23 protein-coding genes and 1 tRNA gene are annotated in these 15,370 nt (G+C 32.9%); 12 read left to right on the forward strand and 12 right to left on the reverse strand.

Translation table 11 applies throughout. The features are described from left to right. Window positions 1-49: 49 nt before the first annotated feature. The 4 genes from bla to ACZ5CF_RS09650 are packed head-to-tail and all read left to right on the forward strand — an operon-like array spanning window position 50 to window position 2,501. Entirely contained in the window at window positions 50-790 is a 741-nt protein-coding gene (gene bla, locus ACZ5CF_RS09635; protein WP_464579125.1) for a subclass B1 metallo-beta-lactamase, read from the forward strand. 10 nt (window positions 791-800) lie between these two features. Then, the gene (locus ACZ5CF_RS09640; RefSeq protein WP_464579126.1) at window positions 801-1,265 is read left to right on the forward strand and encodes an AraC family transcriptional regulator; all 465 of its coding nucleotides are present in this window, start codon (window positions 801-803) and stop codon (window positions 1,263-1,265) included. Between the two features lie 60 nt (window positions 1,266-1,325). Next, entirely contained in the window at window positions 1,326-1,799 is a 474-nt protein-coding gene (locus tag ACZ5CF_RS09645; RefSeq protein WP_464579127.1) for a DUF1572 domain-containing protein, read from the forward strand. A gap of 21 nt (window positions 1,800-1,820) precedes the next feature. Continuing rightward, window positions 1,821-2,501 (forward strand): GNAT family N-acetyltransferase, encoded by a 681-nt coding sequence (locus tag ACZ5CF_RS09650; RefSeq protein WP_464579128.1) that lies wholly within the window; start codon window positions 1,821-1,823, stop codon window positions 2,499-2,501. A 63-nt stretch (window positions 2,502-2,564) separates the two neighbouring features. On the opposite strand, the gene murA is transcribed toward ACZ5CF_RS09650, so the two are convergent. From murA to ACZ5CF_RS09665, 3 genes are all read right to left on the reverse strand, one after another. Further along, complete coding sequence (gene murA, locus ACZ5CF_RS09655; RefSeq protein ID WP_464579130.1) at window positions 2,565-3,872, reverse strand: UDP-N-acetylglucosamine 1-carboxyvinyltransferase; 1,308 nt, start codon at window positions 3,870-3,872, stop codon at window positions 2,565-2,567. A 22-nt stretch (window positions 3,873-3,894) separates the two neighbouring features. Further along, complete coding sequence (locus tag ACZ5CF_RS09660) at window positions 3,895-4,530, reverse strand: DUF4290 domain-containing protein (protein WP_464579132.1); 636 nt, start codon at window positions 4,528-4,530, stop codon at window positions 3,895-3,897. 84 nt (window positions 4,531-4,614) lie between these two features. Next, window positions 4,615-4,902 (reverse strand): DUF493 family protein, encoded by a 288-nt coding sequence (locus tag ACZ5CF_RS09665; RefSeq protein WP_464579133.1) that lies wholly within the window; start codon window positions 4,900-4,902, stop codon window positions 4,615-4,617. A gap of 97 nt (window positions 4,903-4,999) precedes the next feature. On the opposite strand from ACZ5CF_RS09665, the gene ACZ5CF_RS09670 reads away from it, so the two are divergent. The 5 genes from ACZ5CF_RS09670 to ACZ5CF_RS09690 all read left to right on the forward strand — a co-directional run bounded on the left by ACZ5CF_RS09670 (window position 5,000) and on the right by ACZ5CF_RS09690 (window position 9,526). Next, the gene (locus tag ACZ5CF_RS09670; protein ID WP_464579134.1) at window positions 5,000-5,545 is read left to right on the forward strand and encodes an AAA family ATPase; all 546 of its coding nucleotides are present in this window, start codon (window positions 5,000-5,002) and stop codon (window positions 5,543-5,545) included. Then, window positions 5,545-7,443 (forward strand): RecQ family ATP-dependent DNA helicase, encoded by a 1,899-nt coding sequence (locus tag ACZ5CF_RS09675; protein WP_464579135.1) that lies wholly within the window; start codon window positions 5,545-5,547, stop codon window positions 7,441-7,443. The genes ACZ5CF_RS09670 and ACZ5CF_RS09675 overlap by 1 nt, the downstream gene beginning before the upstream one ends. Further along, a complete protein-coding gene (gene fmt / locus ACZ5CF_RS09680; protein ID WP_464579136.1) occupies window positions 7,440-8,390 on the forward strand; it encodes a methionyl-tRNA formyltransferase in 951 nt (316 codons plus the stop codon). The genes ACZ5CF_RS09675 and fmt overlap by 4 nt, the downstream gene beginning before the upstream one ends. Window positions 8,391-8,573: 183 nt before the next feature. Then, window positions 8,574-8,846, forward strand: coding sequence for an HU family DNA-binding protein (locus tag ACZ5CF_RS09685; RefSeq protein ID WP_464579137.1), 273 nt, complete (start codon window positions 8,574-8,576; stop codon window positions 8,844-8,846). A 119-nt stretch (window positions 8,847-8,965) separates the two neighbouring features. Then, window positions 8,966-9,526 (forward strand): YqgE/AlgH family protein, encoded by a 561-nt coding sequence (locus ACZ5CF_RS09690; protein WP_464579138.1) that lies wholly within the window; start codon window positions 8,966-8,968, stop codon window positions 9,524-9,526. On the opposite strand, the gene ACZ5CF_RS09695 is transcribed toward ACZ5CF_RS09690, so the two are convergent. Both ACZ5CF_RS09695 and ACZ5CF_RS09700 read right to left on the reverse strand, forming a co-directional pair. Further along, on the reverse strand, window positions 9,523-10,368 hold the full coding sequence (locus tag ACZ5CF_RS09695) for an aminotransferase class IV (RefSeq protein WP_464579139.1): 846 nt from the start codon (window positions 10,366-10,368) through the stop codon (window positions 9,523-9,525). The two genes, ACZ5CF_RS09690 and ACZ5CF_RS09695, sit on opposite strands and share 4 nt — an antisense overlap. A gap of 58 nt (window positions 10,369-10,426) precedes the next feature. After that, window positions 10,427-10,810, reverse strand: coding sequence for an START-like domain-containing protein (locus tag ACZ5CF_RS09700; protein WP_464579140.1), 384 nt, complete (start codon window positions 10,808-10,810; stop codon window positions 10,427-10,429). Window positions 10,811-10,946: 136 nt separating this feature from the next. On the opposite strand from ACZ5CF_RS09700, the gene ACZ5CF_RS09705 reads away from it, so the two are divergent. Continuing rightward, window positions 10,947-11,020 (forward strand) — tRNA-Met (locus ACZ5CF_RS09705). Window positions 11,021-11,066: 46 nt separating this feature from the next. After that, window positions 11,067-12,284 (forward strand): tyrosine-type recombinase/integrase, encoded by a 1,218-nt coding sequence (locus ACZ5CF_RS09710; protein ID WP_464579141.1) that lies wholly within the window; start codon window positions 11,067-11,069, stop codon window positions 12,282-12,284. Here ACZ5CF_RS09710 and ACZ5CF_RS09715 read toward each other — a convergent pair. From ACZ5CF_RS09715 to ACZ5CF_RS09725, 3 genes are read right to left on the reverse strand one after another with little or no spacing between them, the layout of a single operon-like run. Then, the gene (locus ACZ5CF_RS09715) at window positions 12,276-12,701 is read right to left on the reverse strand and encodes a hypothetical protein (RefSeq protein ID WP_464579142.1); all 426 of its coding nucleotides are present in this window, start codon (window positions 12,699-12,701) and stop codon (window positions 12,276-12,278) included. The two genes, ACZ5CF_RS09710 and ACZ5CF_RS09715, sit on opposite strands and share 9 nt — an antisense overlap. After that, window positions 12,701-12,925 (reverse strand): hypothetical protein, encoded by a 225-nt coding sequence (locus ACZ5CF_RS09720; protein WP_464579143.1) that lies wholly within the window; start codon window positions 12,923-12,925, stop codon window positions 12,701-12,703. Before ACZ5CF_RS09720 ends, ACZ5CF_RS09715 begins: the two co-directional genes overlap by 1 nt. A 57-nt stretch (window positions 12,926-12,982) precedes the next feature. After that, entirely contained in the window at window positions 12,983-13,327 is a 345-nt protein-coding gene (locus ACZ5CF_RS09725; RefSeq protein ID WP_464579145.1) for a hypothetical protein, read from the reverse strand. Window positions 13,328-13,470: 143 nt separating this feature from the next. Between ACZ5CF_RS09725 and ACZ5CF_RS09730 the strand changes: the two genes are divergently transcribed. Continuing rightward, on the forward strand, window positions 13,471-13,758 hold the full coding sequence (locus ACZ5CF_RS09730) for a hypothetical protein (protein ID WP_464579146.1): 288 nt from the start codon (window positions 13,471-13,473) through the stop codon (window positions 13,756-13,758). Here ACZ5CF_RS09730 and ACZ5CF_RS09735 read toward each other — a convergent pair. Genes ACZ5CF_RS09735 through ACZ5CF_RS09750 form a run of 4 tightly spaced genes read right to left on the reverse strand, consistent with a single transcriptional unit; the run spans window position 13,711 to window position 15,368 of the window. Next, the gene (locus ACZ5CF_RS09735) at window positions 13,711-14,184 is read right to left on the reverse strand and encodes a hypothetical protein (RefSeq protein WP_464579147.1); all 474 of its coding nucleotides are present in this window, start codon (window positions 14,182-14,184) and stop codon (window positions 13,711-13,713) included. The genes ACZ5CF_RS09730 and ACZ5CF_RS09735 overlap by 48 nt on opposite strands. Before the next feature lie 5 nt (window positions 14,185-14,189). Continuing rightward, window positions 14,190-14,636: a lysozyme gene (locus tag ACZ5CF_RS09740; protein WP_464579148.1), complete on the reverse strand. Its 447-nt coding sequence runs from the start codon at window positions 14,634-14,636 to the stop codon at window positions 14,190-14,192. Next, window positions 14,620-15,183, reverse strand: coding sequence for a hypothetical protein (locus tag ACZ5CF_RS09745; RefSeq protein WP_464579150.1), 564 nt, complete (start codon window positions 15,181-15,183; stop codon window positions 14,620-14,622). Before ACZ5CF_RS09745 ends, ACZ5CF_RS09740 begins: the two co-directional genes overlap by 17 nt. Then, window positions 15,180-15,368 carry a hypothetical protein gene (locus ACZ5CF_RS09750; RefSeq protein WP_464579152.1) on the reverse strand — a complete coding sequence of 63 codons (189 nt, stop codon included), beginning with the start codon at window positions 15,366-15,368 and terminating at the stop codon, window positions 15,180-15,182. The genes ACZ5CF_RS09745 and ACZ5CF_RS09750 overlap by 4 nt, the downstream gene beginning before the upstream one ends. Window positions 15,369-15,370 lie beyond the last annotated feature (2 nt).

Consider the following 15,370-nt stretch of genomic DNA (forward strand, 5'->3'; position numbering starts at 1 on the left):
TACAATAAATTGTTTTGCTTCACAGCTGCTAATTATTACATTAGCAAATGTGAAGCACTTTTTTTATTTTCTACTTATATTTTTGTTTATTTCTGCCTGTAAAAAAGCTGATAACGAATCTTTAGTTTACAAAAGCAAATCGTTACTTATTAAACAAGTTGCCGAAAACACATACATTCATACATCGTTTTTAAAAACGCAATCGTTTGGCAATGTTCCTTGCAATGGTATGTTTGTTAAAAATAATTCTGAGGTTGTTGTTTTTGATACTCCCGTTAATGACACTGTAGCAAATGAGTTAATTAATTGGATTCGTAAAACGCAAAACGCTTCTATTAAAGCTGTTGTTGTAACCCACTTTCATAATGATTGTCTTGGCGGGTTAAAAGAGTTTCATAAAGCTAAAATTCCATCTTTTGCAACAAACAAAACTACTTTGTTAGCAAAACAAACAAACAAAATTATCCCTCAAAATAGTTTTACAGATAGTTTGGCACTAAATGTAGGAAACAAAAAAGTTTTTGCTTTTTATATGGGAGAAGGTCACACTCAAGATAATTGCATAGGGTATTTTCCGACCGATAAATCTTTATTTGGTGGATGCCTGATTAAAGCTAAAGGCGCTAGTAAAGGCAACTTAGAAGATGCTAATGTAACCGAATGGCCTAAAACCGTTTTAGCAATAAAACATAAATTTACCGATGTTAAACACATTATTCCCGGGCACGGTAAACACGGTTCTACCGAATTATTAAATTACACCATAACCCTCTTTAAACCTAACAACTAATATATTTTTTATGAAATCAACTATTACTATTAAAAACCTTCCGGAAATACATTTAGCGTGTGTAAATTTTAAAGGAGATAAAAATATTAATCATGCATATAACACACTTTTACAATGGGCAATACCACAAAAACTAATGCAAAACCCAGATACTAAATTAATTACCCTTTTTCACGATAGTTTTAAAAATACTCCACCAGATAATGTTAGAATGAGTGCGTGTATTACGGTTTCTGAAAATATCCCTTTAAATAAAAATATCAGCACTACAACAATTCATAAAGGAAAACACATTGTTGGCAATTTTGTAATTAAAATGGATGAATTTGAACAAGCATGGAAAAGCCTTTTTGGTTGGATGAATAAAAACGGTCATACAAAAGCTTCTAAAAGCCCTTTTGAAATTTATCATAACAATTTTAATGAACATCCGGAGAAAAAATGCATAGTAGATTTATGTATTCCGATACTTTAACCTTTTTAGTTTTCTTTAAATTTAATTTGATTAAATTGTTTACTACAAAAACATACATTTATGAAAGCAACTCAAATACTTGCTAAACACTTACGAGAAGTATATTTTGGAGGAAACTGGACATTCTCTAACCTTAAAGAGCAGCTGGCAGATGTGAATTTAAAAAAAGCAAGCGCCTCTGTTTATGAGCTAAATTCTATCGTAAAATTACTCTATCATATAGACTACTATGTTCGTGCTGCTTTAAAAGTTGTAAAGGGCGGTCCGTTAGATGCTAAAGACAAATATAGTTTTGATCATCCAAATTTTGAATCTGAAGCCGATTGGAAAAACTTTATTGTCAGCGTTTTAAATAATGCCGAAGAATTAGCCTCTCTTATAGAACAAATGCCCGAAGAAAAGCTGTCTGAAACCTTTGTAGAAGAAAAGTACGGCACTTACTACCGAAACTTTCTGGGCATTATAGAGCATACACACTATCATTTAGGGCAAATAGCTATAGTTAAAAAAATAATTAACCAGCAAAAAGAGTAACACAAAATTTAACTCGTTGCTTTGCTTTCAAATACCTTACAACAATTAAATAATCCTGTATGGCATGCCTTAAACCAAACCCATGCCAACTTTAATATGGGTAATACTATCTTTAAAATGTACCCAACAAATATTTGTCCGTTTGCAGCTATCAAAGAAAACCATGTTCTAAAAAAGATTACATACAAAGCTGTTTCTAAAGAACCTTTTTATTTGGTTGGAGAAGTAGCAGCTATTCCACAAAATGTAAACATTATAAAAACGCTTGTTTGTAATCAAATGTTAATTAATAACCCTATTAGTCTTCCTATCACAACAACAATAACAAAACTAACAACTGCACACCAAAAAGAGTTGTTTACATTGGTTAATACCGTTCAGCCGGGATATTTTAAAGAAAAAACTCATTTAATGGGCAACTATTACGGCATAATAAAAAACAATCAACTAATTGCTGTTGCCGGAGAACGAATTAAACTACATGATTTTACCGAAGTTAGCGCAATTGTTACCCACCCTAATTTTACAGGAAAAGGCTATGCAAAACAACTAACTGCATATGTTGTAAATAAAATTATAGCCGAAGGCAAAACACCTTTTTTGCATGTTTTAAACACCAACAGTATTGCAATAAACTTATATGAAAAATTAGGCTTTTACACGCGCAAAGAAATCTCCTTTAATTATGTTGTTAAACATTAAACTAAAGGATTTTTAGCTAAGATTATCTTAAAAACAATTACTCTGTTTTTTCTTAAGGTTACATTATAACCTTTCTATTTTTGCACCAATAGCCCTTAATCTTTCATCTATATTCTCGTAACCTCTGTCTATTTGCTCTATATTATGTATTACAGAAGTACCTTTAGCAGATAAGGCAGCTATTAAAAGTGATATTCCGGCTCTAATATCCGGAGAAGTCATTGTGGTTGCCTTTAATTGCGATTTGAAATTATGGCCAATTACTGTTGCTCTATGCGGATCACAAAGAATAATTTTTGCTCCCATATCTATAAGCTTATCTACAAAAAACAATCGGCTTTCAAACATTTTTTGATGTACAAGTACCTCTCCTTTTGCTTGTGTTGCAACCACTAAAACAATACTCAATAAATCCGGAGTAAAGCCCGGCCAAGGAGCATCGGCAATGGTTAGTATAGAGCCATCAATATAGTTTTGTATTTCGTAACCATTAGTGTGTTCCGGTATATAGATATCGTCTCCTTTACGCTCTAACGTGATTCCTAATCTTGCAAACACATTAGGAATTTGTCCTAAGTTATCCCAACTTACATTTTTTATGGTAAGCTCGCTCCTGGTCATAGCAGCAAGTCCTATCCAACTACCAATTTCTATCATGTCTGGTAGCATGGTATGCTCAGTACCATGAAGCTCTTTAACACCTTCTACAGTAAGTAAATTAGAACCAATACCAGATATTTTGGCTCCCATTCTATTGAGCATTTTACACAGCTGCTGCAAATAAGGCTCACAGGCCGCATTGTATATAGTAGTAGTACCTTTAGCCAAAACAGCTGCCATTAGTATATTGGCTGTACCGGTAACAGAAGCCTCATCTAACAACATGTAAGTACCGGTAAGCTCTTTTGCCTCTACTCCGTAAAAATATTCTTCTCTGTTATACCTAAACTTTGCTCCCAGCTTTATGAAACCTTCAAAATGGGTATCTAAACGCCTTCTTCCAATTTTATCTCCTCCGGGTTTTGGTATATATCCTTTTCCAAATCTGGCTAAAAGCGGACCAACAATCATGATAGAACCTCTAAGCCCCTTACCCTCTTCTTTAAATTGTTCAGATTGAAGGTAATCTAAATTAATCTCATCTGACTGAAAAGTATAAGAGCCTTTACCATTTTTCTTTATTTTAACCCCCAGGTTTTCAAGCAATTTAATTAGCTTGTTTACATCTACAATATCGGGTATGTTATTAATGGTAACTTTTTCTGGAGTTAATAAAACAGCACATAAAATTTGTAATGCCTCATTTTTAGCGCCTTGCGGAGTAATAGCACCTTTTAATTGATGCCCGCCTTCAATCTTAAAGGTTCCCATAAAAGTAGGTAGTTAAAAAGTTTTAGTATCTGTTTTTACGTTTGTTGCTTTTGTGATGTTTCTTGCCACCGTTTCTGCTTTTTCCTCTGTTTCGCATTAACTCGTTACTGGTGGTTAAATCTTCGTCGTGTTTAGCCAAGTTAATTTTACCATCACTAAGCTCATAAAGATGTTCAAAAATCACATCGTCTTCTACGGTATCTTTGTTCCAATTCAGGTAGCTCTTTTTCATGTGGTTTGCAATAGCGTATTTTAAGGCTTGTTTTAAATCGCCTTCTTCCCAACTATTACAGATATCTATCATTTTCTGAATGTTATTACCGTAAAAGCGATATTTTGGATGGTTTTGAGGATATCTTAAGCGTTCTGGTCGTTCCTGCAGTTTTTCTTTAGAGGGTTTAGGGAAAGGTGAATCTACATCTAATTTAAAATCAGACATAATAAATAGTTGATCCCATAACTTATGCTGAAAATCAGGCACATCGCGCAAATGCGGATTTAAGTTACCCATAACAGCAATAATTGCTTTTGCAACACGATTACGCTCTTCTCTGTCTTCTATAGACACCGCATAATCAACCATTTTTTGCACGTGCCTTCCGTATTCGGGTATAATTAACTTGGGACGCTCTGAATTGTATTCTAAATTATCTATCAAAATATAAAAATTAAGCTTGTTTGGTTATCTGTGGAAAGTTGTCTGGGTGCAAAATACAAAAATTTACATAGCAAAAGCAAGTTGCTATAACGAAATTACCCCTTCTATTTTTCCAACTTCCTTATAGTAAGCTATTACGGCATCAGGATTTTTTAAATTTACTGTAACCGAAACACTGGTATAAGTGCCTTTAGACGATTGTTTGGTTTGTATGACAGCGCCTGTATCATTAAAAACATTGTGTATAGCCTCTATTTTATCTTTTTTAGAAGGAACAATAAATTTATACAAGTAATCTGCCGGCCAAAGTGTAGAATTAGATAACTCTTTTTTTAATCGTTTATAAAAGTCTTCAGATTTTTTGCTTTGCATAATCTTACAACTATTTTACTGCAAAGATACTGCATCAAAATCAATTTTTTAGTTTAATATGTATTTCATTATTTTGCCGTTCTAACAATTAAATACGGTGAGCGCAAAAAAGATAGTTATTACCGGAGGACCCGGCACTGGAAAAACTTCTATTATTAATGCCTTAAAAGAAAAAGGGTATGTTTGTTTTCCTGAAATATCCAGACAAGTAACTCAAGAAGCCAGACAACAAGGTATTGAACAACTTTTTTTAACCGACCCGATTTTGTTTAGTAAAAAACTTTTAGAGGGTAGAAAACAACAATATTTAGACGCTGTACAACACCATAATAATGTTGTATTTTTAGATAGAGGTTTGCCAGATGTATTGGCATATATGGATTATATTGGTGATGCATATCCGGAATATTTTATAGAAACGTGTAAAGAGCATATTTACGATCATGTTTTTTTACTGCCCCCTTGGAAAGAGATTTACACATCAGATAGTGAACGCTATGAGAGTTTTGAGCAAGCAGTAGCTATACATGATTATTTACAAAAAACATACGAGCGTTTTGGATACGATATGACTGATGTGCCTACCGGAACCATAGCCGAACGTACACAATACATTATTGAGGCTACCGAAAAAATTATATAGTGCTAACACCCAAACAAATATTACAAGAATACTGGGGATTTAATTCGTTTAGAGAACCACAAGAACAAATAATACAAAGTGTTTTAGAAGGCAAACATGTTGTTGCGTTATTGCCCACCGGAGGAGGAAAATCGGTTTGTTATCAAATTCCTGCTTTGGCAAAAAAAGGCATTGCTATAGTTGTGTCTCCGCTTGTGGCACTAATGAAAGAACAGGTGCAACAATTAAAAAATAAAGGGATTAAAGCTGTTGCTTTAACCGGTGGTCTATCAGCCTCAGAAGTAGATGCCATTTTAGACAACTGTATTTATGGTAACTATAAGTTTCTTTACTTGTCTCCAGAACGACTTCAGCAAGACATAGTGCAGTACAGAATAAGGCAAATGAACGTAAATGTTATTGCCATAGATGAGGCTCATTGTGTATCGCAATGGGGACATGATTTCAGACCCGCCTACTTGCAATGTAATTTACTGTTAGAATGGTTTCCGGAAACGCCCGTAATTGCCGTTACCGCAACTGCAACTAAAACCGTGTTAAACGACATAACTCATCAATTAAAGTTAAGAAACCCGGTAGTCTATAAAAAATCGTTTGCCAGACCAAACATCTCTTTTAATGTTTATTACGAAGAAGATAAACACTACAAATTACTAAGCCTTTTAGAAGAAAATAAAGGTAGTGCTATTATATATGTTAGAAATAGAAAGGCAACCGTAGACATTGCAAATTATCTTAATAATCATAATTGTAAAGCTACTTTTTATCATGGTGGTTTAACCTCTCAAAAAAAGCAAGAGCATTTAAACTTTTGGCTTAATAACAAGGCTAATGTAATGGTTGCCACTAATGCTTTTGGAATGGGGATAGATAAAAGCAATGTTTATACCGTTGTACACTTGCATTTGCCGGATAGTATTGAAAGCTACTATCAAGAAGCCGGAAGAGCCGGTAGAGACGGAAACCCATCACAAGCTGCAATAATTACCAGTAGTGCAGATGTATCTAAACTACAAAGCCAATTTCTTGGGGTTTTACCCGATGTGAGTTTTGTTAAAACCGTTTATAAAAAGCTAAATAGTTACCTTCAAATTCCTTATGGAGAAGGCTTTTTAGACACTTATCAGCTTCGATTTAACTCATTTTGCCAAGCATATGGTTTTTCTCCAACTAAAACCTACAATACTTTAAAAATATTAGACAAGCATGCTGTAATAAGTTTGTCTGAAGAATTTAACCGAAAAGCCACCATACATTTTATAGTAAGTAATAATCAAGTTTTTTACTATTTAGAACAACACAAAAGTTCTGCACATGTTTTACAAACTATTTTAAGAACTTATGGTGGTGTTTTTGATGTCCCTACAAAAATAAATACAAGCTTAATTGCAAAAAAAAGTAACACACCAGAAGACCAGGTTTTTAAAATTTTAGAGCAAGCTGCCAAAGACAATATTATTAATTACAAGGCACAACACACCGATTTAGAAATTACTTTTTTAGTTGCACGTGAAGACGATAAAACAATAAACGTTATTGCTAAACACATTAAACAACAAAATCAACTAAAAACTAAACAAGTTAATGCTGTTATAGAATACATTAAAGACACTAAAACTTGTAAAAGTGTTTTCTTGCTAAACTATTTTGGAGAAAATGTAACTACTCCCTGTAAACAATGTTCTGTTTGTAAAAAGCAAGCTTCTACCCCATCTGCAAATTTACCGGCACTCAAAACTACAGTAGTAAACTTACTAAAAAAACAACCTTACAGCTCAAGAGAAATTGTAAAAAAACTAGACTGTAAAGAAGAAGATATTTTAAAAGTATTAAGATCTTTGCTTGAAGAAAATAAGATTATAATTAACCATAAAAATCAGTATAGTTTACCGGAATGAGAAATAAGCTTAAAATAGTTTTTATGGGTACTCCCGATTTTGCAGTAGCCTCATTAAAAAAAATAATGGAATCTGAATATGAGGTTGTTGGCGTAGTTACTGCACCAGATAAACCTGCCGGGAGAGGAAGAAAAATACAACAGTCTGCTGTTAAGCAATATGCGTTACAGTATAACATACCAATTTTACAACCAACTAATTTAAAGGATCCTTATTTTCTAGAAGCGTTAGCAAGCTTACAAGCCGATGTTTTTGTGGTAGTTGCCTTTAGAATGTTACCAAAAGAGGTATGGCAAATGCCTAAATACGGGACGTTTAATTTACACGCATCATTACTGCCGGATTACCGAGGGGCAGCCCCTATTAATTGGGCAATAATTAACGGAGAAACCAAAACAGGTGTTACCACTTTTTTTATTGATGAAAAAATAGATACCGGTGCTATAATATTACAACAAGAAGTAGCTATAACCCCTACAGACAACGCAGGCTCACTACATGATAAATTAATGAATATTGGTGCACTCTTAGTGCTTAAAACATTAGATTTAATTGCTGTAAACAAAGCTAATCCGGTACCACAACCAAAAGATGGTAAGGTTAAATTAGCTCCAAAAATTCATAAAGAAACTGCCAAGATTAATTGGAGTAAACCACTCAACTACATTCATAACTTTATAAGAGGATTAAGTCCGTATCCGGGAGCTTGGTGTGAAATTAATACTGGAGAAGAAACTCTTACTGTTAAAATATACGAAACAGAAATAGTGCGCAAAACTCCTACAAAAAATCCATTATCCTTAATTATAGAAAATAAACAAATTAAAATTGTACATCCAGAAGGATATTTAATAGTTAAGCAATTACAATTACCCGGAAAGCGAAAAATGAGTGCTAAAGAACTTTTAAACGGATTTAGCTTTCCGGAAGTAACTACCGTTTGTTAGCCCTTACCAGCCGTAAGGTTAGCTAAAACTTGTAAAAAATAGCCTACTTTATTAACAAAGTGCTTAAGTTATTAACAAAATCCTTGATTTCCCGCTGTTTTACTTGCATGGTAAGCAAATCCGCCTAAATTTGTGTTGCTATTTAAAAATAATGTTTAACCAACAATTTAAATTACTTCGATTATGAACAAAACAGAATTAATTGATGCAATGGCAGCTGACGCTGGCATCACTAAAGCAGCAGCAAAAAAAGCATTAGAGTCTTTTTTAGGCAATGTAGAGAGTTCGCTAAAAAAAGGTAATAGAGTATCTTTAGTAGGATTTGGATCTTGGTCTGTTTCTAAAAGATCTGCAAGAGAAGGTAGAAATCCTCAAACTGGTAAAACTATCAAGATTCCTGCAAAAAATGTTGTAAAGTTTAAAGCAGGTTCAGATTTAAGCAATGCTGTTAACTAAAATCTTACCCTCTTATTTTACAAAAATATAAACGCCACAATGTGGCGTTTTTTTTTGCTATAACCATAAAATTTGATGGTTTCAGAAAAAAAACTTAGATTTATTAAAAATTGCACTTTATGATTGCTCTGAAACCAGCAAAAGGGCATCTACTAATAGCAGAGCCTTCTATCATTGGAGACGTATCTTTCAATAGATCGGTTGTGCTTCTTGCAGAACATAATTTAGACGGTTCTATTGGCTTTATCTTAAACAAGCCTTTTAAGTTTAAATTAAATGAGCTGGTTTCTGAAATAGAGAAAGATTTTACGGTTTATAATGGTGGTCCGGTAGAGCAAGACAATCTTTATTTTATTCATAAAGTTCCTGATTTAATTACAGATAGTGTAGAGATTTCTCAAGGCATATATTGGGGTGGAAATTTTGATAAGGTTATTGAGCTTATAAATACCGGCGTTCTCACACCTAATGATATTAGATTCTTTTTAGGATATTCCGGTTGGGATGCCCAACAGCTAGATCGTGAACTTGCTTCTAACTCTTGGGTAGTTGTAGAAAATATTTACGAGAGTAATATTATTAAAAAATCTTCCCGCACTTTTTGGAAAGAAAAAATGATAGAGCTTGGAGGTAGCTACCTCTTGTGGTCTAATGCCCCCGAAAACCCCACGCTCAATTAAGCCAACCTGGCTTGTGCATTTAGTTTTCCTATTAAACTTTTGGCAACCTCTGCTTGATATGTTTTTTTGCGGTATTTAGTAATTGGCTGTATTCCTACAATGGTGTTGGTTATAAAAAGCTCATCGGCTTTTTGAAGCTCAAACGGAGAAATAGATTCTTCTTTAAATTCAAGTTCATCGGTAGTATTAAGTATTTTAATGAGCTGTTTCCTAATAATTCCGTTTAAACATCCATCTGTAAGAGGTGGAGTTTTTATAGTATTTTCTTTAACTAAAAACAGATTTCCGTTTAAAGCCTCTACAACATTTTTATGGTTGTTTAGCAATAAACAATTGCTATATTCATTCTCTTTAGCAAAAACACTTCCTACAACTTGAATTATTTTATTAGCAGATTTTAAAGTGCTTAATAATCCGGCATTAACATAATAATCTTTAAAAAGCTCTACCTCATAATCTGCATCAGTAATAGTATAAAAAGCGCTGTTTAAAACTTGGGCATCTATAATGTAAGATACCTTGTTATCTTTTGGTAAATAAGTGCCTTCTGTGTCTCTAAATACCGTTAACCTAACTCTTGCACTGGCTTCTGTTAAGTTATTGGCCTCTACTGTTTTTAAAATTTCTTCTTGTAAATATTCTAGCGTAAAATGCATCGGGATTTCCATTCTAAGAATGCGCATAGATGCCATTAGGCGTAAATAATGGTCTTCCCAAAAATATATTTTACTGTTTCCTACTCTAATTGTTTCAAAAACAGCATCGGCATAATACAAACCTCTGTTATTGTATTTTAAAACAGGAGTGTTTTGATTAACAAGATTTCCGTTAAAATTTACCATAAAAAAAGCCTTGTTTTTTAACAAGGCCAAAGATACTTTTTAATATTGAGTCTTTTAACTAAACTGAACCTAAAATTTGTTTTAAATCTGAAATCTGATTTTCCCATAATAATTTAGCTTCTTCAAGCTCATCTTCTTCGGCAAAATCTGTAATCATTAACGATACATCTTTGGTGATTTCATCTACAACAATTCTAAATTCAAAATAGCTATCATCATCACTTTCTAACCACCTAAATTTAACCATCTCGCCACTTTTCTTTTTTACTAATTTGGCTTGTTCTTCTGATTCTTCCCAAATAAAAGTAAAAATTTCACCACGAGAATTTACATTATCTGCAAACCACTCTGATAGCCCCGATGGTGTAGATAAATACTGGTATAAGAGTTGAGGAGAAGATTGTATTACAAATTCTAATTCATACTTAACTTTGTCTTCCATTGGTAGTTATTTAGGTTGAGCCTAATATATATATTAATTAAAAAGTACAAAAGAAAAGGTATAAATTTTTTGTTGGGTAATCTTTTTAAAAACAAAAAAAGATATTATATATTTGCACCCGCTTTACAAGAGCAATGGCGAGGTAGCTCAGTTGGTTAGAGCGTCGGATTCATAACCCGGAGGTCACGAGTTCAAATCTCGTCCTCGCTACAAAGACATAAATCCAGTAAAAATGCGCTTTAAAGCGCATTTTTTTATGGGTTCAATTCTAAATAAACTTCGGACCGAATATAAAACCGAATATAAAAGCGAATATGCTGTGAAAAAATACACTACTCCAAAAATTTATCATGGCGGTAAAGATTATGACCTTTCTAAAAGGTGGTACGTGTATTACAGCTATAGGCATCCTAAAACCGGTAAGCTGGTTCAGCAACCCCCTATTTACTACAATATAAATAGAGATTTTAAGACCAAAACAGAAAGGCTCGCAATGCTTAAAGAGCTTCGAGATGATGTTGAAGAACTTTTAAAACAAGGATTTTCTCCTTATAAAGAAGATTCTGATTCTGATAATTACACCGTTAAAAATGCGCTTGAGTTTGCTTTGTCTATAAAAAAGAAAACAGTAACAGAGCGAACGTACAAAGATTACGAAAGTAGACTTGGTTTATTCTTAGCCTTTTTAAAGGATAGAAAACTTGATGAAATTGACATTACAGATTTAGAACGCTCTAATGTTGTTGATTTTTTAAACGAAGTTCTAAAAACTTCAAGCGCACGTAACAGAAATAACACACGAGCAGTACTAAGCTCTTTATTTGAGGTGCTTGTAGACCAAGAAATTATAAAACACAACTTTGTAGATAGCATTAAAAAACTCAAAACTAAAGTTGTTAGAAACAAAACCTACTCCAAGAACAACTTAGAGAATATTTTTACCTACCTAAAAGACAATGAACCCGAATTGCTATTCTTTATTCAGTTTGTTTCGTATAACTTTTTACGACCTGTTGAAGTTTGCAGGTTGCAGGTTAAGGATATAAATGTATCTGAAAAAACGCTGACGGTAAGGGCAAAAAACAAACCTTTAAAAACTAAAATAATACCAGATATTTTAATACAAAAACTTCCGGACCTTAACAAGTTCAGTCCGGAAGATTATTTATTTACTCCAAATGGTATAGGAAAATGGAACTCTAAAGAAACATCCAGAAGAGACTATTTTTCTAAAAAATTCACAAAAGTTAAAAAGGCTTTAGGACTTGGTCCAGAGTATACAATGTACTCTTTTAGGCACACCTTTATAACTAAAATGTACAGAGAATTAAGAAAGCAACATTCTCAAATTGAAACTTACGATAGGCTTATGCTCATAACCGGGCACGATTCTTTAAGTGGCTTAAAAAACTACCTTAAAGATATTGATGCCGAACTGCCTCAAGACTATTCTGATTTATTAGAACTAATCTAATTGCGCTCTTAAATCTCTGTTAAGCTCGTAGGTTAAAAAGTAATAAAAGAATGTAGCTCTCATTGGCTTAGATAATTCTCTTTTGCCAGAAAAAATAAGGCTCAAGCTTGATTTATCTATAGCTAACTGACTAATTAAATCATTACGTTTAATACCGTATTCTTTCATCTTTTCTTCTATCCAATCTATTGTAATTTCATCTACTTGCAAAGAGAAAGTAACCGGTCGAATATGCTTGTCCGGGAAAATTTCTCTTGCCCTATCATGCAGCTGTTTATTGGTTAAAATATAACCATTTATAAGCCTGCTTTGCTTTATTTTAACGGTATCATTATCTATTAACTCAATATCTATACCCATTCTGGCATAGTTGTTTATTGAGTTTTTTTGTGCTTTTGTTAGGTTTATTGTTTTCATTATACGGACTCTAATATTTGTAAATTATTTTGTGATGCTATTTTAGAAACTTTATCAATAAAACTTTTAAAACGTTTTTGAGCAAAAAGGATTTTACCATTTAGTGTAAATAAAAATGCTCCTTTTCTAAAAGTTAATAACGCAAGGTCATCCTCGTTTACTAATTCAATAAATTCACCATTCATTAATGGCTCTTTTAACTCGTTCAATGTATTTGTTTTCATCTCTTCATTATTTTAAATATTATTAAAAAAGCAAGGGCGAGGGCTTTTGCAAGCCCTCTATTTAATTCTTATTTCTTTTAAGTTAGTTAAATCAAAAATTGCTATTTGATTGTTTTTTTTAGCAAATTCTATTGCTTTATTTAGTTCTGAATTTTTAAAGACCTTTACACTATCAAAGTAATAAAGTCCGTTATCTGTATTAAGCCACCCACCTATTATATTATCGTGGGCTTTAGCGTGAATTAGTACGTTTTTTAATGATTGTTTTCCGAATGAATTTTGCGTTTCTTGATACGCTACTACTATTCCGAATTTTATAGGTTTAAAGGTTAAAATATTAAGGGTAAAACCGTGGGGATTGTTTTGTGAGTATTCCCAAACTCTATCAATTAAGTTTCTCATTTTTTGAACTTTTTTGTTAAACATTATTTCAAAGAACCCTTGCTTGATTACTGATGTAAAGATACAAAAAAGTTTGCTTTACGCAAACTTTTAGTAAATTATTTTATTGCATTTCATCGATTTTTTTAATGTAATTTTACCGCATGAACTTGGTCTACATTCATACCATTAGTAAAGATGCTTGTAAGAAAGCTTATGAAGAGTTTAAGCATGAAGTAACTAACGCTCTATTTGATTTAAACTTGGTGTTTGACTGTTGTATGAACAATTTAAAGGAATCTATCCGACAAAAAGCTATTAAGGCTATTTACAAAAATTATACTCCAAGTAAAGAACAACTAATAATTATAGAATCTATTTTACAGCATTACGAAACAATTACTTTAACTACTGCCAGAGCTAAATACCGCCCATCTTCTAAAAAAGTATAACCCGAAGCACATTACAATAGCTAAAGTTACCCACATCCAAACGGGCGTTCGTGAGGTTTCTATATTAGATGTGTTGTTTTTATTTGATTGTTTCTTGTTATAGCCTGATTTATCTTTTGCGCTTACAAAAGAGCTATCTGTTTTAGTTTTTTGATACTGTAACGTATCGGTTTTAATATTGATAATAGCGTTTATCGTCTCTACACCATTTACTACCATAGGCTTGTTTTTATTGGCAGGCGTGTACGTTATTTGAGTTGCTTTTTTAAAGAGTGTAGCATTGGTTTTTATGTTATTTTGTTGCTGTATGGCCACGTCTTTTTTTACTGAAACTGACGTGCGCTCTTTAGTACGATTAGTTACTTTCTTTTTTGCACTACAAGAAATTGCTAATACAGCTATTAATATGTAGATAATGATTTTCATGTTTATTAATCAAAATAAAGTGAGGCCTCATGCATTCTTCTTCTTACTAAACCGTGTAATACCCTGCCCCCTGCTTTGTTCCAACGTAAAAACTCATTTTTTATACTTGGGTCTGTTGGGTTTGCATTTACTTTTTTTAATAGTGTAGAGCGTTTAAACGCATAAAGTCCTACGTTATAGGCAAAAGAAACTAAAGCGTCAAACTGGTTTTGATTAATGTTACTTGTTACATACCTATTTACACCATCCTCAAAACGTTTGGTTATAACTTTTAGTAGCTGTTCTGCTCTTTCTTTTGTAATTGGTGCATCGGTTAGGCTTACTTTGGTGCCGTCTTCATAATACGTATTGCCATAACCAATTGTTGGTACCCCTACGCTATCTAAATATGGTTTTAAGCGTAGCCCCTCAAACCTTTTAATAATGCTTAATCCTTTATTGCTTAGCCTCATCTGGTTTAAATGTTTCTAAGTTTAAATTTTTATTGAACTGACTGATTTTTTTTAACCATGATATTGGCGGAAACACGCCCTTTGTAATAATTGCGCAATTCATTAATGCAGAGCCTGCCGGATAAATAAATACCATGAGCCTACTAACCACACTAAAGTAATCTGTTATAAAGTTGTCTTGCCCTAATATGTGGTTAAAGCCCTCTACTATGGCGCCAACCATTAACACCATTACACATTTAATAAACAGCCCAGAAATGTTTTTGCGCATTGAGAAATCTCTCTTAATAAAACCATGAACCCATGTGCCTAAAAAGTGGTCAAATAAAATGGCTATAAAAACAAAGGTTACATACCCATAATTAAGGTTGTACCAATGCATAAACCTCTCAAAGATAAAGGCTATAGGGGAAGACACTAACGATAGGTATAACGTAGATTTTGTTTTACCTATTAATGTGCCTTTGTGTATTATAAGTAAATTGTGATACAGAAATTTTAAAGCCATTTTAAATTTTCCTTTTAGTATTGGGAGTACCGATTTCATTTTTCTTTTGCTTCATCTGTGTTCTGCTCGTTAAGTTTGGCTGTTAATTCTTTGTTTTTTTGAATTAAATCTGAAACTTTTTTACTCAAACTATCAAAGCAGTTTGCTATGTCTCTGTTCTGGTCTATTGTAAAGTTACCAGTTGATGCATTTAAGGCTTGTTTTATTAGTTTTAATTCTTCCATAG

The organism is Lutaonella thermophila (assembly GCF_055387725.1).